The organism is Rhodopseudomonas palustris BisB18 (assembly GCF_000013745.1).
Classification (GTDB): Bacteria; Pseudomonadota; Alphaproteobacteria; order Rhizobiales; family Xanthobacteraceae; genus Rhodopseudomonas_A; species Rhodopseudomonas_A palustris_F.
The window spans coordinates 4,811,594-4,829,755 of sequence record NC_007925.1; the positions used below are offsets into that span (position 1 = coordinate 4,811,594).

General features: G+C 67.7%; 22 protein-coding genes. 12 read left to right on the forward strand and 10 right to left on the reverse strand.

The genetic code is table 11. The features are described from left to right. Positions 1-164: 164 nt before the first annotated feature. The 3 genes from RPC_RS21575 to RPC_RS21585 are packed head-to-tail and all read right to left on the reverse strand — an operon-like array spanning position 165 to position 2,550. Positions 165-1,502: a sensor histidine kinase gene (locus RPC_RS21575; RefSeq protein WP_011474714.1), complete on the reverse strand. Its 1,338-nt coding sequence runs from the start codon at positions 1,500-1,502 to the stop codon at positions 165-167. After that, complete coding sequence (locus RPC_RS21580) at positions 1,499-2,164, reverse strand: response regulator transcription factor (protein WP_011474715.1); 666 nt, start codon at positions 2,162-2,164, stop codon at positions 1,499-1,501. Before RPC_RS21580 ends, RPC_RS21575 begins: the two co-directional genes overlap by 4 nt. Before the next feature lie 29 nt (positions 2,165-2,193). Beyond that, positions 2,194-2,550, reverse strand: a complete 357-nt coding sequence (locus RPC_RS21585; protein WP_011474716.1) for a PepSY domain-containing protein — start codon at positions 2,548-2,550, stop codon at positions 2,194-2,196. A gap of 136 nt (positions 2,551-2,686) precedes the next feature. Between RPC_RS21585 and RPC_RS21590 the strand changes: the two genes are divergently transcribed. Next, positions 2,687-3,172: a hypothetical protein gene (locus tag RPC_RS21590; protein WP_011474717.1), complete on the forward strand. Its 486-nt coding sequence runs from the start codon at positions 2,687-2,689 to the stop codon at positions 3,170-3,172. Positions 3,173-3,211: 39 nt separating this feature from the next. Next, a complete protein-coding gene (locus RPC_RS21595) occupies positions 3,212-3,475 on the forward strand; it encodes a hypothetical protein (RefSeq protein WP_011474718.1) in 264 nt (87 codons plus the stop codon). A gap of 8 nt (positions 3,476-3,483) precedes the next feature. Here the strand turns inward: RPC_RS21595 and RPC_RS21600 are convergent, their stop codons facing one another. Genes RPC_RS21600 through RPC_RS21610 form a run of 3 tightly spaced genes read right to left on the reverse strand, consistent with a single transcriptional unit; the run spans position 3,484 to position 5,404 of the window. After that, positions 3,484-3,921, reverse strand: a complete 438-nt coding sequence (locus RPC_RS21600; protein WP_011474719.1) for an ArsC/Spx/MgsR family protein — start codon at positions 3,919-3,921, stop codon at positions 3,484-3,486. A 23-nt stretch (positions 3,922-3,944) separates the two neighbouring features. Continuing rightward, on the reverse strand, positions 3,945-4,817 hold the full coding sequence (locus RPC_RS21605; RefSeq protein WP_011474720.1) for a xanthine dehydrogenase: 873 nt from the start codon (positions 4,815-4,817) through the stop codon (positions 3,945-3,947). Next, entirely contained in the window at positions 4,814-5,404 is a 591-nt protein-coding gene (locus RPC_RS21610) for a DUF2478 domain-containing protein (RefSeq protein WP_011474721.1), read from the reverse strand. Before RPC_RS21610 ends, RPC_RS21605 begins: the two co-directional genes overlap by 4 nt. 302 nt (positions 5,405-5,706) lie before the next feature. Between RPC_RS21610 and modD the strand changes: the two genes are divergently transcribed. The 3 genes from modD (at position 5,707) to RPC_RS21625 (ending at position 7,678) form a co-directional block, all read left to right on the forward strand. After that, entirely contained in the window at positions 5,707-6,570 is an 864-nt protein-coding gene (gene modD, locus RPC_RS21615) for a ModD protein (protein ID WP_011474722.1), read from the forward strand. A 41-nt stretch (positions 6,571-6,611) separates the two neighbouring features. Then, the gene (locus RPC_RS21620; protein WP_011474723.1) at positions 6,612-7,001 is read left to right on the forward strand and encodes a winged helix-turn-helix domain-containing protein; all 390 of its coding nucleotides are present in this window, start codon (positions 6,612-6,614) and stop codon (positions 6,999-7,001) included. Between the two features lie 110 nt (positions 7,002-7,111). Further along, the gene (locus RPC_RS21625) at positions 7,112-7,678 is read left to right on the forward strand and encodes a DUF2478 domain-containing protein (RefSeq protein ID WP_011474724.1); all 567 of its coding nucleotides are present in this window, start codon (positions 7,112-7,114) and stop codon (positions 7,676-7,678) included. Between the two features lie 315 nt (positions 7,679-7,993). On the opposite strand, the gene ilvD is transcribed toward RPC_RS21625, so the two are convergent. Continuing rightward, positions 7,994-9,832 carry a dihydroxy-acid dehydratase gene (ilvD, locus tag RPC_RS21630; protein WP_011474725.1) on the reverse strand — a complete coding sequence of 613 codons (1,839 nt, stop codon included), beginning with the start codon at positions 9,830-9,832 and terminating at the stop codon, positions 7,994-7,996. A gap of 191 nt (positions 9,833-10,023) precedes the next feature. Between ilvD and RPC_RS21635 the strand changes: the two genes are divergently transcribed. Beyond that, the gene (locus RPC_RS21635) at positions 10,024-11,448 is read left to right on the forward strand and encodes an FAD-binding oxidoreductase (RefSeq protein ID WP_011474726.1); all 1,425 of its coding nucleotides are present in this window, start codon (positions 10,024-10,026) and stop codon (positions 11,446-11,448) included. Positions 11,449-11,468: 20 nt separating this feature from the next. Further along, the gene (locus tag RPC_RS21640) at positions 11,469-11,915 is read left to right on the forward strand and encodes a GNAT family acetyltransferase (protein WP_011474727.1); all 447 of its coding nucleotides are present in this window, start codon (positions 11,469-11,471) and stop codon (positions 11,913-11,915) included. Between the two features lie 258 nt (positions 11,916-12,173). On the opposite strand, the gene RPC_RS21645 is transcribed toward RPC_RS21640, so the two are convergent. Together RPC_RS21645 and RPC_RS21650 are read right to left on the reverse strand one after the other, a co-directional pair. After that, entirely contained in the window at positions 12,174-12,482 is a 309-nt protein-coding gene (locus tag RPC_RS21645; RefSeq protein WP_011474728.1) for a DUF930 domain-containing protein, read from the reverse strand. A gap of 224 nt (positions 12,483-12,706) precedes the next feature. Beyond that, positions 12,707-13,480 (reverse strand): SOS response-associated peptidase, encoded by a 774-nt coding sequence (locus RPC_RS21650; RefSeq protein ID WP_011474729.1) that lies wholly within the window; start codon positions 13,478-13,480, stop codon positions 12,707-12,709. 63 nt (positions 13,481-13,543) lie between these two features. On the opposite strand from RPC_RS21650, the gene RPC_RS21655 reads away from it, so the two are divergent. From RPC_RS21655 to RPC_RS21670, 4 genes are all read left to right on the forward strand, one after another. After that, positions 13,544-14,053, forward strand: coding sequence for a hypothetical protein (locus RPC_RS21655; protein ID WP_011474730.1), 510 nt, complete (start codon positions 13,544-13,546; stop codon positions 14,051-14,053). A 5-nt stretch (positions 14,054-14,058) separates the two neighbouring features. After that, positions 14,059-14,496 carry an NUDIX hydrolase gene (locus tag RPC_RS21660; RefSeq protein WP_011474731.1) on the forward strand — a complete coding sequence of 146 codons (438 nt, stop codon included), beginning with the start codon at positions 14,059-14,061 and terminating at the stop codon, positions 14,494-14,496. A 66-nt stretch (positions 14,497-14,562) separates the two neighbouring features. Beyond that, positions 14,563-14,940 (forward strand): TIGR02301 family protein, encoded by a 378-nt coding sequence (locus RPC_RS21665; protein WP_011474732.1) that lies wholly within the window; start codon positions 14,563-14,565, stop codon positions 14,938-14,940. Positions 14,941-15,258: 318 nt separating this feature from the next. Next, a complete protein-coding gene (locus tag RPC_RS21670) occupies positions 15,259-15,525 on the forward strand; it encodes a hypothetical protein (RefSeq protein ID WP_011474733.1) in 267 nt (88 codons plus the stop codon). 287 nt (positions 15,526-15,812) lie between these two features. On the opposite strand, the gene RPC_RS21675 is transcribed toward RPC_RS21670, so the two are convergent. After that, positions 15,813-17,147 carry a dihydroorotase gene (locus RPC_RS21675; RefSeq protein WP_011474734.1) on the reverse strand — a complete coding sequence of 445 codons (1,335 nt, stop codon included), beginning with the start codon at positions 17,145-17,147 and terminating at the stop codon, positions 15,813-15,815. A gap of 132 nt (positions 17,148-17,279) precedes the next feature. On the opposite strand from RPC_RS21675, the gene RPC_RS21680 reads away from it, so the two are divergent. After that, on the forward strand, positions 17,280-18,161 hold the full coding sequence (locus RPC_RS21680) for a YgfZ/GcvT domain-containing protein (RefSeq protein ID WP_011474735.1): 882 nt from the start codon (positions 17,280-17,282) through the stop codon (positions 18,159-18,161). Position 18,162 lies beyond the last annotated feature (1 nt).

Below are 18,162 nucleotides of genomic sequence, written 5' to 3' on the forward strand. Positions count from 1 at the left end.
CAAAGAGCGTCCCGGGAGAAGCCAACGTTCGGGACGCAGGGGTCGCAGGTTCGAATCCTGCCACTCCGACCAGTAATTCCCGACAGGCTTTTTGCCTTTTTCCCGAACCGTTTCAAGGCAAGCCGACCCTTTAGCAGATATCGCTCACGATCGCGCGGCGCGGCTCACGCCGCCGCCGGCAGATCCAGTTCGGCGCGCAGGCCGCCTTGCGGCGATGGCGTCAGCGTCAATCGCCCGCCATAGAGTTCCGCCAGATGCGCGACGATCGACAGCCCGAGCCCGTGGCCGGGCTTTTCGCTGTCGAGCCGGCCGCCGCGCTGGATCGCGGCGACGCGGTCGGCGCCGTCGAGCCCCGGCCCGTCATCGTCGACGGTGACGATCAGCCGCTGGCCGGCCAACGCGACGCCGATCGCGATCCGGTGGCGCGCCCATTTGCCGGCGTTGTCGGCGAGATTGCCGATCATCTCGCCGAGATCGTCGGCCTGCCCAGCGAACCAGGCGTCGTCGGGCGCCTCGATGCTCACGGCGCGCTCCGGATAGAGCCGTTGCAGGCTGAAGCGGACGTCGGCCAGCACCTCGGCCAGCGCGGCGCGGGCGTGCGGCGCGCGGAAGCCGGCGGCGGCGCGCGAGCGCACCAGATGATGCTCGACGGCGCGGCGCATGCGGTCGATCTCGGCTTTCAACACCGCGCCGGAGGCCCCGGCGATCAGCGCGGCTTCGTTGCTGATCACCGCGATCGGGGTCTTCAACGCATGGGCGAGGTCGCCGGCTTCGGCGCGCGCCAGATCGATGGTGGCCTGGCGTTGCCGCAACAGCGCGTTGACCTCCTGGATCAACGGCAGCACCTCGACCGGCCCGGCGGTTTCGTCGAGCTGGTCGCGCGTGCCGAAACGGATGGCGTTGAGCGCGCTCTGCACCGCGCGCAGCGGCCGCAGCCCGTAGCCGACCTGCAGCAGCACCAGCGCGCCGAGCGTCAGCCCGAGCAGGCCGAGCGACAGCGCAAGCGTGCCGGCGAAGCTGCGCACGTCGGCGTGGATGTCGAGGCAGGGGCCGGCGACCAGCACGGTGAGCGGCGCCGCGCGGTTCGGCAGCACGATGTCCTGCACGATGACGCGCAGGCTCTCGCCGGCCGGTCCCTGGACGTACTGATAGGACGCAGGGCGGCCGACGCCGGGGCTTTGCCCGGCGAGCGGCGCGCCGCCGAGCGAGGCCGAGGCGCGCAGTATTCCGCCGTCGGCGCGGATTTCCCAATACCAGCCGGACAGCGCCGGCTTGAAGCGCGGATCGGCCGGCTCCCACGATAGCGTCGGCCCGCCGCGCTCGTCGAGTTCGGCGGCCGCCGCCAGTTCCTCGAGATGATCGTGCAGCGTCAGATCGAAGCGGCGCTCGATATGCGAGCGGAACAACCACACCAGCAGCACGCCGGTGACCGCGAGCGACACCACCACCCAGGCCAGCGAGGCGCTGACCAGCCGCAGCTTCAGCGACGGCGCGCGCGTCATGGCGTCACGTCCGCCAGCTGGTAGCCCTGACCGCGCCGGGTGCGGATCGCATCGGCGCCGATCTTCTTGCGCAGCCGGTTGACCAGAACCTCGATGACGTTGGAATCGCGGTCGTCGTCCTGGCCGTAGATGTGCTCGGTGAGTTCGGTCTTCGACACCACCTTGGCCGGGTGCATCATCAGATAGGCCAGCGCGCGATATTCCAGCGCGGTGAGATCGAGCGGCGCGCCATCGCGGCTGATGCGTTGCGTCGATGGATCGAGCCTGAGCCCGGCGACGCTGATCTCCGCGGTGGCGTGGCCCGAGGCACGCCGGATCAGCGCCTCGATCCGCGCCAGCAGTTCTTCGATCTCGAACGGCTTGGTGAGATAGTCGTCGGCGCCTTCGCGCAGCCCGGTGACCTTTTCGCGCCACGACGCCCGCGCGGTCAGGATCAGCACCGGCATCGCGCGCTTGGCGTCGCGCCAGCGCCGCAGCACAGAGAGCCCGTCGAGCCCCGGCAGCCCGAGGTCGAGAATCGCGGCGTCATAGACCCCGCTGTCGCCCATGAACCAGCCGTCCTCGCCGTCGGCGCTGCGATCGACGGTGTAGCCGGCGCGCTCGAGCGCCTCGGCGATCTGCCGCGCCAGCCGGGTATCGTCCTCGATCAGCAGAATGCGCATGGTCGCTCCTGCCCGCGATCGCCGCGCGGCTATGACGGCGCGCAATCGCGCTCCGGCCGTCCGGCAGCGTCGCCTTGCAGCTGTTCGAGCGTGCGCGCATCGAACCGCAGCCAGACGATGCGGCCGTCCTGCGGAAGCACCTTGATCTCGTAGGCCAGCCGGCGGCCTTCGAGGTCGAGCGCGGTGCGCTCGATCTTCAGGATATGCGCATCCGGGAAGCGCGCCTTGATCTTGGCCAATATCGTCGCGAATGCCGCCGCGGCCTCGAGCGGCGCGTCCTCGCGCAGCGCGCATTCGCGCGGGCTCGGCGTCGCGGTGGGCTGCGCCGGCGCCGGGACGGGCAACGCCAGCAGCAGCACGGCGAGCGAAGGTCTGATCGGGGGCATGGCGCTTCGCCTGCTGATGGATGACGCGACGATCTGTACCGGCCGCGACCTTACGGGACGCTGAAGCCGCGCTTCAGCGTCGCGACAGAGCGCGCGGCGCAAGGTCGCTGCGAACCTGCAATCAAGGAGGCACATCATGATCCGCAAAGCACTCGGCATCGTCGCGCTCGGCGCACTGGCTGCGCTGCTGTCCGCCCCGGCATTCGCCCAAGGCCCCGGTCCCGGCGGCGGTCCGGGCCCAGGCATGGGGATGGGGATGGGCGGCGGCGGCATGGGCCGCATGGGGGTGATCACCGCGCTCTGCACCAAAGAGATCGCGGCGCATTGCCCGACCACGCCGCGCGGGCCGGCGGCCTGGGTCTGCCTCAACGATCACCAGAAGGACCTCGGCGAAAATTGCCTCGCCGCGGTCGAGGGCACCGGCCCGGACATGGGCCCCGGCATGGGGCCGGTGGCGCGGCTGTGCATGAGCGAAATCGCCGAGCACTGCGCCGGCATCGAACACGGCAGCGGCCTGGTGCGGCGCTGCCTCGACAGCACCCGCGACAAGCTCAGCGAAGGCTGCCGCTTGGCGCTCGACAACACCGGTTGGGGGCAGCGGCGTAGCAACGCGCCGCAATAGCCCGCGCGCTTTCTCATCCCGCAAACATGGAGACCACAGATGACCAAGAGCCTCATTCTCACCGCGCTGTTCGCCGCCTTGGCGCTTTCAACGATCGCCCCCGCGCAGGCGCAGGGCCGCGGCTACGGCGACGGCCGCGGCCCGGTCGGCCAGATCTGCGCCCGTGACATCGACGCCTATTGCGCCGGCATCCGGCACGGCAGCCGCGGCGTGCGCAACTGCCTGAACAGCCATCGACCGCAATTGTCGCGGGCCTGCCGCGCCGCGCTCGACGGCACCGGCGGCGGCCGCGGCTGGCAATGACGCCGCGGCTACGGCTCGGCCGCCGCGCGACAGGCGGCGGCATGCGCGGCATCGCCTTCCTTCAGGCAACGGTCGGTCACTTCGGTTTCGGTCGGCCGCAGCCCGATCCAAGCGTCCACCGCGGCCTGATCGAAGCCGGATTGGCGGTGCTCGCCGACCTGCATCAAGGGGCGGCGGATCAGCAGCGGATCTTCGATCATCATGGCGATCGCGACATCGGGGCGGATTTCGTTAGGCCTAATCTCGCCGGATTTGACGCGCGGCGACGAAGCGTTGAACCAGTCGGCGACCGGCTTTTCACCGAAGAATGGCCGCAGCGATGCGGCGTCCCAAGGCTGGGTCAGCAGGTTGCGCACCTCGACGTCGTGGCCGGAGGCGAGCAGCAGCGCCTTCTGCTTTGCGTTGCCGCCGCAGCCGGGCTTTTCGTAGAACGTCACCTTGGCCATCGTCGCCCTGCCTTGATTGCCGGTCAGATGTAATACACGCCGGCGCCGACATCCTTCATCGCCGGACGCAGCGCGCGCAACCGGATCGCCGTCAGCGTCGCCTTGGCGATGTCGCGGCCGCGCTCGTCGGTGCCAGTCCACACCGCATTGGCGCCGCGCGGATCGATCTCCAGCAATTTGACGCCGGCCGGCACCAGCGTGGAATCGCGTACCAGGCCGCGCAACACGCCGTCGATCGAGGCCGGCACCGGCTGGCCGTCGAGATGGCCGAGCACCACGCCTTTGAAGATCCTGGTGCCGATTTCCAGCGGGGTGTGCCAGCGGCCCTGGCGGTCGGAATAGACGAAGCGTTCGGCGCCGACGCCGCCGAGCGAGCGGGCGACGCCGTCGGCCGCATCGGTGTGGCCGGTGCGCACCACGGTGCCGTTCTTCGCCGGGCGCGTCTCCACCGCGATGTCGCAATTGACGTCGACGGTGAATTGCGGGCCGAGCCCGATGGTGACGTCGGCGATGCCGCGGAAATCCGGGGTGACGCGATGCTTCTGCATCCTGGCGTCGACCAGGATCTTGATCGGATGCAGCGCGATGATGTCGGTGAGGTGCAGCGAGGTGACCGCCACCTGCCCGGGCGTGGAGAACACCGCGGCGATCTCGCTCGGGGTCTCGGCGTGCTTGCCTGCGATGCCGTCGACCACCGCGCGGTCGTCGAACAGCGCGTCGTGAAACGCCATCGCCCGGCGCATCACCGGCGGGAACGGATCGTGGCACATGATCACCGCGTAGCCGAGCCCGGTCAGGCTGACCGCGACCGCGGAAGCGATCTCGTTGGTGCCGAGCAGCACCGCGATCGGCAACTGGCTAGCGCGAAGCCGCGAGTTCAATCTGGAGTGGGTCACGTCGCTCTCCGCGGGTCGGGCTGCGACGAGGCGGCGCCGTGCACGCTTGCCTGCCGGGTGGACACTTCGCGCCACCAGTTCTCGACCACGGCGCGCGAGCACAACAGCATGGTGCCGCGGTCGCCGGTGAATTCGGTCCACGCTTCGAGGCACGAGGCCGGCACCGCGGTGAGCAGCGGCCGGCCGCTCTGGATCGCGTCGGCGATCTCGCTGCGCAGGCCGTGGCCGCCGGCCTCCTGCTTGGAGAATTTGTTGACGATGATCAATTCGAGGTCGGCGTCGACCGCGCTCTGCACCGCGCGCGAGGCCTCGGCGAGCCCGGCGCTGTCGAGCTTGCAGGCGCTGGAGCCGGAGCCGAGCGATTGCGAAATGCCGATGGCGCGGCCGGTCATCAGGTCGATCGCCTGCATGCCGCAGAGCTTGCCGTTGCCGTCCTTGCTGTTGCGCTGGACGATGCCGCCGACTTTGGTGCCGGCGCGCACCAAAGCCTCGCCGAAATCGGCCAGCAGGGTGTCGACGTCGTCCCCGGCGCGGTAGGCGATCGCGGCGACGAGGTTCGGATCGGGGTCCGGAAGGTCAAGCGTCATGACGAAGCGTCCTGTATGGGTCCGTTCAGCCCGGTCCGCGCCGAGCACCAAGAAGACCAATGAGCCACTGCCCACCCCAAGAGCAAGCTTCGTGCCGCGCCGGATTGGTCCATGAATTGCTGGAAAGCCAGACGAAACCGGACGCTTGCGGCCGGAATCCGAGAATACCGCCGCCGGGCCGTCGCAAGTCCGACATCGGTGTATCCAAGTGGACATAACGGAACAGACCCGCGGCCGGAGCCGGCCGATTGCCAGCGGCGGCGGCTTCGCCGTAAAGCTGGTCCGCCATCAGGAGCCATGCAGTGAGCCATTCCCTGTCGACCGCAGCCAGCCGCGCCGAACTCGAGCGCCTCTTGGCCGATGACGTGCCCTATGGCGACCTCACCACCGAGGCGCTCGGCATCGGCGCCGCTTTCGGCCGCATGACATTTTCGGCGCGCGATCCGATGCTGCTGGCGCTCGCCGAAGACGCCGCCGCGATCATCGAACTGGCCGGCGGCCGGGTCGAACTTTTTGCCGCGTCGGGCACAAGGCTGGCGCCCGGCGCGCCGATCCTCGCCGCGCAGGGGCTGGCCTCGGCGCTGCTGAAAGGCTGGAAGGTGGCGCAGACCCTGATCGAGATCTGGTCCGGCGTCGCCAGCTCCGCGCGCGACATCGTCGATGCCGCAACAGCGGTCTCGCCCGGCATCGTGGTCGCCTGCACCCGCAAGAATACCCCCGGCACCAAGCGCTTCGCGGTGGCGGCGGTGAAGGCCGGCGGCGCGGTGATGCATCGGCTGGGGCTGTCGGAAACGCTGCTGGTGTTCGCCGAACATCGCGGCTTTCTCGGCGACGAGCCGCTGGCCGCAACCGCGGCGCGGCTGCGGCGCGGCGCGCCGGAAAAGAAAGTGGTGATCGAAGTCGGCTCGGTGGAGGCCGGCGTGGCGGCGGCCGAAGCCGGCTTCGACGTGATCCAGGCGGAGAAATTCGCGCCATCGGACATCGCAGCGCTGCTGGCCCGGCTGGCCGCAATGCCGCGCCGGCCGGTGATCGCCGCCGCCGGCGGCGTCAATCCCGGCAATGCCGCGGCCTATGCGCAGGCCGGCGCCGATCTGTTGGTGACCTCCGCGCCCTATCTGGCGAAGCCGCGCGACGTCCAGGTGCGCATCGCGCCATTGCCGCGATGAGGCTATGCTCTCGTCCGACACTCGCTTGAACCGGTCGTCCCATGTCAAAGCCTTCCAACCATCTGCCGCAGCTCAGCGTCCGCATCGATCTCGACCCGGAGGGCCGGATCGGCCCGGGCAAGATCCAGCTCCTTGAGAACATCGCCGCTTGCGGGTCGATCTCCGCCGCCGGCCGCGCCATGGACATGTCCTACAAGCGGGCCTGGGACCTGGTCGACGAATTGAACCGGATCTGCGGCCATGCCGCGGTGGACCGCCAGACCGGCGGCAAGAACGGCGGCGGCGCGATCCTCACGCCGTTCGGCCAGTCGCTGGTCGAGCGCTACCGCGCGATCGAAAAGGCCGCCGCCACCGCCGCGCGCGCGCAACTCGTGGCGTTGCGCGCCGACATCGCCAAGGGCCGCAAGAAAGCCGAGAAGGCAGGCGCCTGACGGCGGGCTGGGTTGCGACGCGCGGCCTTGTTGGTCGCAGCGCGCCGTCGTGATATACAGCGAGCTATAACGCCCGCGACAAGGGTTCCGCGCGCCGCGAGGGATAGACCATGTTCGATTCGCAATGCGACCTCGCCGCGCTGGTCTACGACAAGGACCAGGATCCGGACGCGATTCTGCGCGGCTTCGCCGCCGATCTCGCTTCACGCGGCGTCCGCGCCGTCGGGCTGGTGCAGACCGGCCATCACGAAGTGGATCGCCGGCAATTGACCGCAACGCTGGTGCATTCCGGCGAACAGCTGCAGCTGTTGCAGGATCTCGGCGCGCTCGCCACCGGCTGCCGGCTCGACGTCGGGCAGTTGCTCGCGGCCGGTGCGCAGATCGAAGCCGCGATCGGTCAAGGCGCCGATCTGTTGATCATCAATCGCTTCGGCAAGCTGGAGTGCGAAGGCAAGGGGCTGTGCTACCTGATCGACCGCGCGCTCAGCGCCGACATCCCGGTGCTGATCGCGGTGCCGGACTATCGCTTCGACGACTGGATCGCGTTCGCCGACGGCATGAGCGTGCGGCTGAAATGCAACCGCGTGGCGCTGGAGGCGTGGTGGAGCGCGGTGTCGACGCGCAGCACCGGATTGCTGCACAGCGAGCACGTCTCGGTGTGCGAAGCGCTGAAGTAGTTACCGCCGTGGGCGCTCGCCGCTGACGACGGCATGGGTTTCGCAAGAGCTCAACCCATCCTACGGCTACTGACCAATTCCCGGACTCGCTGTGTCCCGGGCGCGGTACAGCGCGGAGCGCTGCTCCGCAGAACCGGGACCGTTACGGTTGCCGCCGTGACCAATCAGGCGCTGCCGTCGTTACGGCCCCGGCTCTGCAGCGCAGCGCTACGCGCTGCGCTGCGTCCGGGGCACGGCGCTTAGTAGTCGCTCCCCAGGGACGCTCCGCCAGCGTCCGTGGATGGCCGGGACGAGCCCGGCCATGACGTGGAGAGGTTAATCCTTCACCACCCGCACCGCGCCGCGGGCGGCGCTGGTGGTCATCGCGGCGTAGGCCTTCAGCGCCGAGGTGACCTTGCGGCTGCGCTTGCCGGGCTTCCAAGCATCCTTGCGCGCCAGCATGGCGACGCGGCGTTCCGCCAGCACGGCGTCGTCGACCGCGAGCCGAATCGAGCGCTGCGGAATGTCGATCTCGATGCGGTCGCCCTCTTCGACGAGGCCGATCAGCCCACCCTCGGCGGCTTCCGGCGAGACGTGGCCGATCGACAGCCCCGAGGAGCCGCCGGAGAACCGGCCGTCGGTGATCAGCGCGCAGGCTTTGCCCAAGCCTTTCGATTTCAGGTAGCTGGTCGGATACAGCATTTCCTGCATGCCGGGGCCGCCGCGCGGCCCCTCATAGCGGATCACCACGATATCGCCGGCTGTGATCTTGCCGCCGAGAATGCCTTCGACCGCGGCGTCCTGGCTCTCGAACACCCGCGCCGGGCCCTGGAAGGTCAGGATGCTGGCGTCGACGCCGGCGGTCTTGACGATGCAGCCGTCGATCGCGAGGTTGCCGGACAGCACCGCCAGGCCGCCGTCCTTGGAGAAGGCGTGCTCGGCGTCGCGGATGCAGCCTTTGGCGCGGTCGGTATCGACGTCGTCATAGCGCTGCTCCTGGCTGAACGCGACCTGCGTCGGCACGCCGCCGGGCGCCGCCTTGTAGAACTTGCGCACGCTGTCGCTCTGGGTGCGCATCACGTCCCAGCGGTTCAGCGCTTCGCCGAGCGAGGTCGAGTGCACGGTCGGCAGTTCGGCGTTGATCAGCCGGGCGCGGTCGAGTTCGCCGAGAATGCCCATCACGCCGCCGGCGCGATGCACGTCCTCGACGTGAACGTCGGCCACCGCCGGCGCCACCTTGCACAGCACCGGCACCCGGCGCGACAGCCGGTCGATGTCCTGCATGGTGAAGGGGATCTCGCCCTCATAGGCCGCGGCCAACAGATGCAGCACGGTGTTGGTCGAGCCGCCCATCGCGATGTCGAGCGTCATGGCGTTCTCGAACGCCTTGAAGCTGGCGATGTTGCGCGGCAGCGCCGTCTCGTCGTCCTGCTCGTAGTAACGCCGGGCCAGATCGACGATCAGGTGGCCGGCCTCGACGAACAGCGCCTTGCGGTCGGCGTGGGTGGCGAGCACCGAGCCGTTGCCGGGCAGCGCCAGCCCGAGCGCCTCGGTCAGGCAGTTCATCGAATTGGCGGTGAACATGCCGGAGCAGGAGCCGCAGGTCGGACAGGCGGAGCGCTCGATCGCCTCGACGTCGGCGTCGCTGACCCGGTCATCGGCCGCCGCCACCATGGCGTCGATCAGGTCGACCGCGCGCTTCTTGCCGCCGACCGTGACCTTGCCGGCTTCCATCGGGCCGCCGGAAACGAAGATGGTCGGAATGTTGAGCCGCAGCGAGGCCATCAACATGCCGGGGGTGATCTTGTCGCAATTCGAGATGCACACCATGGCGTCGGCGCAATGGCCGTTGACCATGTATTCGACGCTGTCGGCGATCAATTCGCGCGACGGCAGCGAATACAGCATGCCGTCATGGCCCATCGCGATGCCGTCATCGATCGCGATGGTGTTGAATTCCTTGGCGACGCCGCCGGCGTTCTCGATCTCGCGGGCGACCAATTGGCCGAGGTCCTTCAGATGCACGTGGCCGGGCACGAACTGGGTGAAGGAATTCACCACCGCGATGATCGGCTTGCCGAAATCCTCGTTCTTCATGCCGGTGGCACGCCACAAGCCGCGAGCACCCGCCATATTGCGGCCATGGGTTGTGGTCCTGGAGCGATAGGCGGGCATGGCGAGTTCCTTGGCAGATGAAAGGGTTGCGGTCTTTTAAGGCCGCGGCCGGGCAATTTACACCAGAGATTTCGTGGGCCTGTTCGGCGAACGGGCCGGTGCACGCCTCCGCCGCGTCGCAGGGGGAATGCCACCGCAGCGAGATCTGCTACAACGCTCAGCCTCGCCGTGCCGCCAGCGCCAGGATCCCGATGCCCATGCCGCCGCTCTCCGCCGATCTGATCGCCCGGTTCAAGACCATCGTCGGCGACAAATACGCCGTCACCGACACGCTGGACGTCGCGCCTTACGTCACCGAGGACCGCAACCTGTTCCATGGCCGCTCGCCGCTGGTGCTGCGGCCAGGCTCGACCGCCGAAGTGGCGGCGATCTGCCAGCTCGCGACCGCCGCGCGCATCGCGCTGGTGCCGCAGGGCGGCAATACCGGTCTGGTCGGCGGCCAAACGCCGCTGAATGGCGAGGTGGTGGTGTCGCTGCGGCGGATGGACAAGGTGCGCGACATCGACCTCGCCTCCAACACCATGACGGTGGAGGCCGGCATGATCCTGCAGAACGCGCAAAGCCGCGCCGCCGACGCCGACCGGCTGTTCCCGCTGTCGCTCGCCGCGCAGGGCTCCTGCACCATCGGCGGCAACCTCTCAACCAATGCCGGCGGCACCGCCGCGCTGGCCTATGGCCTCGCCCGCGACATGGCGCTCGGCCTCGAAGTGGTGCTGGCCGACGGCCGGATTCTCAACGGCCTGTCGAAGCTGAAGAAGGACAACACCGGCTACGATCTGCGCGACCTGTTCATCGGCGCCGAGGGCACGCTCGGCATCATCACCGCGGCGACGCTGAAGCTGTTTCCGAAGCCGCGCGCGATCGAGACCGGCTTTGTCGGGCTGAAATCGCCGGACGATGCGCTGAAGCTGCTCGACATCGCCCGCAGCGAGGCGGCCGGCGCGCTGACCAGTTTCGAACTGATCGCCGACATCGCGGTGCGGTTCAGCGTGGCGCTCGGCAACCGCGATCCGCTGCAGAGCCAGCACGCCTGGTACGTGCTGATCGAATTGTCGTCGTCGCGCGCCGATTGCCGCGACACGCTGGAAGCGATCTTGACCCGCGGCCTTGAGGAGGAACTCATCGACGACGCGGTGATAGCGGAAAATCTCAGCCAGCGCGCCGCGTTGTGGAAATTGCGCGAAGAAATCTCGCCGGCGCAGAAGCCGCAAGGCGGTTCGATCAAGCACGACGTCTCGGTGCCGGTCGCCGCGGTGCCGGCGTTCATCGCCGAGGCCAATGAGGCGGTGGTGAAACTGATTCCCGGCGCCCGGCCGGTGCCGTTCGGTCATCTCGGCGACGGCAATATCCACTACAACATCAGCCAGCCGGTCGGGGCTGATACCGCGGCGTTCCTGGCGCGCTGGCACGAGGTCAACGAGGTGGTGTTCGCGATCGTGATGAAAATGGGCGGTTCGATCTCCGCCGAGCACGGCATCGGCCTGTTGAAGGTCGCGGAGCTTCCCGGGGTCAAGGACCCGGTGGCGATGCAGCTGATGCGCTCGCTGAAGACCATGCTCGATCCGCTCGGCATCATGAATCCCGGCAAGGTCCTGCTGGCGCATCCTCACCCATAAGCAACAACGGCAAATCCCAAATGACTAGCACCGAGACGCTTGCGATCGCGCCGATCGCCGACGCCGATATTCCCGAAGTGATCGCGCTCTGGCAGCGCTGCGGGCTGACCCGGCCGTGGAACGATCCCGGCGCCGACATCACGCTGGCGCGCAGCGGCGCCAACGCCGACGTGCTGGCCGGGCGGATCGGCGACGCGATCGTCGCCACGGCGCTGGTCGGCCATGACGGCCATCGCGGCTGGGCGTATTACGTCGCGGTCGATCCCAACCATCGCGGCAAGCGGTTCGGCCGCGCCATCATGGACACCGCGGAAGCCTGGCTGCGCGGGCGCGGAATCGAGAAGCTGATGCTGCTGGTGCGCGGCGACAATCTTCCGGTGAAGGCGTTCTATCAGCAGCTCGGCTACGGCGAGCAGGACCGCGCGGTGTTCGCGAAATGGCTCGATGGCCGCGAGCCGACGCCGTAGCTGTGACTTAAGAGATTGAAGAAAGCGTTCAAGCGCGTCAGAGACCTTTCGAGTGGATCGATGCGCTTCAAGATTCTCTCGCCGTCATTCCGGGGCGCGAGCAGCGTCAGCTGCGAGTGAGCCCGGAATCCATAACCCCTGCAGGGAGTATGGAGTCCGGACTTGCTCGTTCTTCGAACTCGCAATCCGGAATGACGACTGCATTTGGGTTGGATGCTTCAATCCAAAACGAAAATGCTCTGAGCGCCGCCGCGCGGACTATTTCGGCACCAGAAAGTGCTTATCCCAATCGCTGCGCGGGATGACGTCGCCGAGCTGATAGGAAAACGATTTGACGGCGAGCCCCTGGTCGGCGGTCAGGCAGGTGTAAGCCAGGTGATACCAGGCATTACCGTTGCGGATCGCGCCGCCGGGCGCCTTGACCAGCTCGCCCTGGATGATGGTGTCGGCGAACGCATAGGCGACGAACTCGTCGGTCTTGAAATTCTTGTGCTCGCGGTTCACCGTGCCCATCGCCTTGGCGTTACAGCGCTGCTCCAGCCGGGTTTCCGGCGACAGCTTCATCATCTGCTGATCCTGAGACTGTCTCGCCTGCACGGGACCAGTGCCGAACCCCGCCGTCGCGGCCGTCGCAACGAAGGCAAGGCAAAAAGAGGCTTTCATGGAATGGAAACCGCGGTTGGAGGGTGAGACGACGAGCGCAGCCGATCGGGCAGAGCGGCTTCCGACAGAATAAGGGCGTTTTTGCGCCGGCCGCTTCGGCGCGCGCCGGGCGGCGAACCGCGCGGCTGCTAGAATAACGAGCCCTGTCCCTCGTCGCCGGACGCCGCCTTGACGGCGCGGCGGGACGTCGCCGCGGCCTTGGCCGGCTTCGGCGGCTCGATCGGCGCCGGCTCTCCGACTGCGATCGGCAGGATCAATTGCGCATCGTCGTTGGCGACGCGGTTGACCGCGGTCGACACCGGATGCCAGCGCAACGCGCCCTCGGCCGGCGGATGCAGCAGCATCGCCGCTTCCTCAGCCGACACCGCGGCGCAGTCCAGCCAGCGCGCATAATCGCCCGGCGCGATCGTCACCGGCACCCGATCGTGCAGCACCGCCATCGGCTTCGACGCCGCGGTGGTGACGATCGCCACGGTGTCAAGTTCCTCGCCGTTCGGGCCGACCCAGGTTTCCGCCAAGCCAGCGAAGCCGAGCGGCACGCCGTCGGCGGGATGGATGAAATACGGCTGTTTCGGCTTGCCGCCGCTTTGCCACTCGTAATAGCCGTCGGCCGGAACCAGGCAGCGCCGCCGCTTCATGGCGTTGCGGAACGCCGGCTTGTCCAGCACGGTTTCCGAGCGGGCATTGATCAACAGGCTGAAATTGCGGGGATCCTTGACCCAGGATGGGATCAGCCCCCAGCGCATCAGCCGGAACCGGCGGGCACCGTTGTCCAGGATCACCACCGGGATCGGCTGGGTCGGGGCAATATTGTAGCGCGCCGGGAAATTCGGCTGCTCGGCATAGCCGAACGCCAACCGCACCGCAGCCGGCGGCGAGGTGATTACGAACCGGCCGCACATCGGCCGCGCCAAAAAAACGTCATCTTCAGCACCCCTTAACGGAAAAGCATCAACACTACCGCGATGTCATCGATGACCCTGCAATCGGCGCACTCTGCTCGCCCGGCGCCGTCCAGCGCCGATGCCGACGCGCGCGCCGCCCAGCTGGTGGCCGCCAACATCAATCCGAAGACCGGGCTGGCGACCGATTATCTCAACCATTTCAACGAAGCGATCATGCTGCTGGAGATGATTCCGGACCTGCCGGAATGTTTCGAGGATTTTCTCGAATGGCAGCCGTTGTCCTATGCCGAGCACTTCCACGCCTCCAATTTCAAAGCCCGCGACCTCGCGATCGAAGCCTATGACAACGCCGATCCGTCGATACGCGCCGATTTCGACGATATCACGAGCAACATGACCTCGATCCTGAACGCCGTCGGAACGGCGATGCGCGAGGCCAAGCAGGACAGGACCCGCTCGGCGCTGGCCGAGCAGGCGGTCGGCTGGGTCAAGCCGCTGGTCGCCCGCGCCGGCGGCATCATCAACGGCCAGGGCGTCGAGGCCGACGTCGACTACATCATGGCGCATTGAGCGCCATGGCCGCGCCGGCAGATCTCGATTCGCCGCCGTACCGGCCGCAACTCGCGGTCAGCGCCGCGGTGTTCCGCGACGACCGGCTGTTGCTAGTGCGCCGCGCCCGCGCCCCGGCCAAAGGTTTCTATTCGCTGCCCGGCGGCCGGGTCGAATACGGCGAATCGCTCAGCGCCGCGTTGCATCGCGAGGTCGCCGAGGAAACTTCGCTGTCGATCGAAATCGCCGCATTGGCCGGCTGGCACGAGGTGCTGCCGGGGCCGCATCACGCCGGGCATTATCTGATCATGAGCTTCGCGGCGCGCTGGATCGGCGGCGAGCCCAAGCTGAACGAGGAATTGGACGATTTCCGCTGGATCGCGCCGGAGGCTGTTGCCGAAATGCGCCACACCGAAGGGCTGCCGGCGATCGCCGCCGCCGCCTGCGCCCTGCTCCGCAGCTGAGCGCGCCGGCAGGCGCCTTGCGCCGCCCGACCTGAAAAGGCATATCAGGCCACGCTTGGACCCGTCATGCTCAGCCGATTTATCGCCATCCTGATCGTCGTCGCGACCTGCGGCCTCGCCCCAGTCCGGGCGCAGGACGCCGCGGCGCCGTTCGACGGCGACCTGCAGCGACTGGCGGAAATTCTCGGCGCGTTGCATTACCTGCGCGGGATCTGCGGCGCCAACGAGGGCACCAAATGGCGCAACGAGATGCAGGCGCTGGTCGACGCCGAAACCCCCTCCGGCGAGCGTCGCACCAGGATGATCGCCGGCTTCAACCGCGGCTATAACGGCTTCCAGCAGACCTATCGGACCTGCACCCCGGCGGCCGACATCGCGATCCGCCGCTATCTCGAAGAAGGCTCGCGGATCTCGCGGGATCTGACGGCGCGCTACGCGAATTAGGCTCGCGTGGTGCGGAGGCGGCACGGTGTCCCGGACGCGGTGCATCGCGCCGCGGAGCGGCGTGGTGCGCCGCAGATCCGGGACCGTTACGGAACGCATCCCTTGAAACGGTCCCGGCTCGCGTCGCCGCAAGCGCGGCAACGCGTCCGGGACACGAGCCTCATGTGTACCGATACGCGCAGTTCCCGTTCACCGCGAACCGCCGTTGCGCCGTTAACCTTTCCTAAAGAACTGCCCTATCGCTGGTTAATTCGCATGCTAATGCTCACACATTCGCCGCGGTCCGTTGTGGGTCGCGCATTCAGCCTGTTGAGTTTCATGAGCCAGCAATCGTCATTTTCCTCCGCCCGCGACCCGCTGCCCGATCAAGAACAGAAGCAGGCCGCGCTCAGTTATTTGAACGAAGCCTGGGCCGAAGCCCGGCACGACGGCGTCGACGGCGATTGCCTGGCGCAGGCCAGCCTGTTCGCCGCGTTCGCCGAACTGGTCGGCACTTATGGCGAGGACGCGGTGGCGAAGTTCGTGGAAGGCTTGCCCGGCCGGGTTCGCAACGGCGAATTCTCGCTGGCGCTGGCGCGGCAGTAATCAGCGGGACCGACATTCGATCAGGCTTTCCGCGACGCCGGCGTCTCGGCAGATCGCTACTTCTCCGCGTCATGGCCGGGCTTGTCCCGGCCATCTACGGAAAACAAGTAAGGCGTCGGTTGCGCGCGTGGATGACCGGGACAAGCCCGGCCATGACGTGGTGAGCGGAGTGCCTGCGGCCCATCCTTCGAGGCCCTCGCTGCGCTCGGGCACCTCAGGATGACGCAAACCGCGTGGCGCTCCATCGCGCAGAAGCCGTAGCGCGCGCTGACGCAAAACGCGTGGCGCTATGCCCCCAGCGTTTCCAGAAACCGCACCGGCTCGCCGGTCGACGGCGTCAGCAATTCGCCCTGCCACATCACCTTGGCGCCGCGCACGAAAGTGCCGACCGGCCAGCCTTTCACCGTCACCCCATCATAGGGCGTCCAGCCGGCGCGCGATGCGGTCCAGGCGTTGCTGATGGTCTCGCTGCGCTGCAGATCGACGATCGTGAAATCGGCGTCATAGCCCGCGGCGATGCGGCCCTTGCAGGCGATGTTGAACAGCCGCGCCGGGCCGGCGCTGCTGAGGTCCACGAATCGCGCCAGCGATAATTTGCCGGCGTTGACGTGATCCAGCATCAACGGCACCAGCGTCTGCACCCCGGTCATGCCGGACGGCGACGCCGGATAGGTCTTGGATTTTTCTTCCAGCGTGTGCGGTGCGTGGTCGGAGCCGAGCACGTCGACGATGCCCTGCGCCACGCCATGCCAAATGCCGTCGCGATGCGCCGCGTCGCGCACCGGCGGATTCATCTGCGCCAGCGTGCCGAGCCGCTCGTAGCAGTCCGGCGCGGCCAGCGTCAGGTGATGCGGCGTCACTTCAACTGAAGCCACATCCTTGTGCTCGCGCAAAAATTCGATCTCCTGTTTGGTCGAGACGTGCAGCACGTGGATCCGCTTGCCGGTCTCGCGCGCCAGTGCCACGAGGCGCTGCGTTGCGGTCAATGCCGCGATCTCGTCGCGCCACACCGGATGCGAGCGCGGATCGCCCTCGATGCGCAGCGCCTTGCGATCGTTGAGGCGATATTCGTCCTCGGCGTGAAACGCGGCGCGGCGCTGGATCACCTGCAGGATTTTGCGGATGCTGTCGTCGTCCTCGACCAGCAGGCTGCCGGTGGAGGAGCCGATGAACACCTTGACGCCGGCGCAGCCGCGGGCGCGCTCCAAGTCCGGCAGCTCGGCGACGTTGTCGCGGGTGCCGCCGATGTAGAACGCGAAATCGCAATGCATGCGATGCTCACCGCGCTTCACCTTGTCGGCAAAGGCCTCTGCGGTGACGGTCAACGGATTGGTGTTGGGCATTTCGAACACCGCGGTGACGCCGCCCATCACCGCGCTCAGCGAGCCGGATTCCAGGTCTTCCTTGTGGGTCAATCCCGGCTCGCGGAAATGCACTTGGGTGTCGATCACCCCGGGCAGCACGTGCAGGCCGCGGCAATCGATCAGCTCGTCGGCCGAGGCCTGGCCGAGGTCGCCGAGCGCTGCGATCTTGCCGGCGGTGATGCCGATATCGCCGGTGCCCTCGCCGTCTTGATTGACGATGGTGCCGGATTTCAGAATCGTATCGAAACGTTGGGTCATGGGTCCTCGTTCGCCCGTTTGGCAGGCAACGCCGCCGATCATGCGGGCTTGTTGCAGCCACCTTAGCGACTTAACTTGAAATGGACTATCCGGCCGGGGCCTTGCTGCCGGCCATCGAGCGAAAGAACCGACATGAAGTCAGCGTTTCTCGCCAATCGCGGCGTGGTGAAGATCAGCGGCGAGGATGCCCGGCATTTTCTCAACGGCCTCGTCACCACCGACATGACCAAGCTGACGCCAAGTCAAGGCCGGTTCGGTGCGCTGCTGACGCCGCAGGGCAAGATCGTCGCGGATTTCTTCGTCACCGAACTTCCCGCGGCCGACGATGGCGGATTCCTGCTCGACTGCCCGCGCGAGCTGGCGCAGCCGCTCGCCGACAAGCTGAAATTCTACAAGCTGCGCGCCAAAGTTCTGGTGGAAAACCTCTCCGACCGGCTCGGCGTGCTGGCGATCTGGGACGGCGAACTCACGACGCTGCCGGAGGCGTGCTTCGCCGATCCGCGCGATCCCAAGCTCGGCTGGCGCTGCCTGCTGCCGGTGGAACTCGCCAACAAGACCGCCGAGTGGATCGGCGCGCCACTGGTCGACGCCGTGCTGTACGACGCCCGTCGGATCAGCTGCGGCGCGCCGGCCGGCGGCGTCGATTTCCGCTACGGCGACGCGTTTCCGCACGAAGCCAATATGGACCGGCTGCACGGGGTGGATTTCGACAAGGGCTGCTACGTCGGCCAGGAAGTGGTGTCGCGGATGCAGCATCGCGGCACCGCGCGCACCCGCACCGTGCGCCTGGGGTTCGACGGCGCGCAGCCTGAACCGGGCAGCGAATTGCTGGCCGCTGACAAGCCGGTCGGTCACCTCGGCTCGCTGGCCGACGGCGTGGGTCTGGCGCTGGTGCGGATCGATCGTCTGGCCGAGGCGGTCGAAGCGGCGTCGGCCTTGAGCGCCGGCGGCGTCGCGGTGCGGCTGCTCGATCCGGTCGAGGCGCCGAAGGCGCCGACCCGGACGCTGGCATAGT

What these genes read in the sequence shown, in the direction of transcription:
- RPC_RS21610 (WP_011474721.1), bottom strand. Translation starts at nt 5,404, where the DNA reads ATGACGCTTGACCTTCCGGACCCCGATCCGAACCTCGTCGCCGCGATC.
- RPC_RS21645 (WP_011474728.1), bottom strand. Translation starts at nt 12,482, where the DNA reads ATGATGAAGCTGTCGCCGGAAACCCGGCTGGAGCAGCGCTGTAACGCC.
- RPC_RS21575 (WP_011474714.1), bottom strand. Translation starts at nt 1,502, where the DNA reads ATGACGCGCGCGCCGTCGCTGAAGCTGCGGCTGGTCAGCGCCTCGCTG.
- RPC_RS21675 (WP_011474734.1), bottom strand. Translation starts at nt 17,147, where the DNA reads ATGACCCAACGTTTCGATACGATTCTGAAATCCGGCACCATCGTCAAT.
- RPC_RS21640 (WP_011474727.1), top strand. Translation starts at nt 11,469, where the DNA reads ATGACTAGCACCGAGACGCTTGCGATCGCGCCGATCGCCGACGCCGAT.
- RPC_RS21590 (WP_011474717.1), top strand. Translation starts at nt 2,687, where the DNA reads ATGATCCGCAAAGCACTCGGCATCGTCGCGCTCGGCGCACTGGCTGCG.
- RPC_RS21665 (WP_011474732.1), top strand. Translation starts at nt 14,563, where the DNA reads ATGCTCAGCCGATTTATCGCCATCCTGATCGTCGTCGCGACCTGCGGC.
- RPC_RS21625 (WP_011474724.1), top strand. Translation starts at nt 7,112, where the DNA reads ATGTTCGATTCGCAATGCGACCTCGCCGCGCTGGTCTACGACAAGGAC.
- RPC_RS21680 (WP_011474735.1), top strand. Translation starts at nt 17,280, where the DNA reads ATGAAGTCAGCGTTTCTCGCCAATCGCGGCGTGGTGAAGATCAGCGGC.
- RPC_RS21635 (WP_011474726.1), top strand. Translation starts at nt 10,024, where the DNA reads ATGCCCATGCCGCCGCTCTCCGCCGATCTGATCGCCCGGTTCAAGACC.
- RPC_RS21660 (WP_011474731.1), top strand. Translation starts at nt 14,059, where the DNA reads ATGGCCGCGCCGGCAGATCTCGATTCGCCGCCGTACCGGCCGCAACTC.
- RPC_RS21585 (WP_011474716.1), bottom strand. Translation starts at nt 2,550, where the DNA reads ATGCCCCCGATCAGACCTTCGCTCGCCGTGCTGCTGCTGGCGTTGCCC.
- RPC_RS21655 (WP_011474730.1), top strand. Translation starts at nt 13,544, where the DNA reads ATGTCATCGATGACCCTGCAATCGGCGCACTCTGCTCGCCCGGCGCCG.
- ilvD (WP_011474725.1), bottom strand. Translation starts at nt 9,832, where the DNA reads ATGCCCGCCTATCGCTCCAGGACCACAACCCATGGCCGCAATATGGCG.
- RPC_RS21620 (WP_011474723.1), top strand. Translation starts at nt 6,612, where the DNA reads ATGTCAAAGCCTTCCAACCATCTGCCGCAGCTCAGCGTCCGCATCGAT.
- RPC_RS21650 (WP_011474729.1), bottom strand. Translation starts at nt 13,480, where the DNA reads ATGTGCGGCCGGTTCGTAATCACCTCGCCGCCGGCTGCGGTGCGGTTG.
- RPC_RS21670 (WP_011474733.1), top strand. Translation starts at nt 15,259, where the DNA reads ATGAGCCAGCAATCGTCATTTTCCTCCGCCCGCGACCCGCTGCCCGAT.
- RPC_RS21580 (WP_011474715.1), bottom strand. Translation starts at nt 2,164, where the DNA reads ATGCGCATTCTGCTGATCGAGGACGATACCCGGCTGGCGCGGCAGATC.
- RPC_RS21600 (WP_011474719.1), bottom strand. Translation starts at nt 3,921, where the DNA reads ATGGCCAAGGTGACGTTCTACGAAAAGCCCGGCTGCGGCGGCAACGCA.
- RPC_RS21595 (WP_011474718.1), top strand. Translation starts at nt 3,212, where the DNA reads ATGACCAAGAGCCTCATTCTCACCGCGCTGTTCGCCGCCTTGGCGCTT.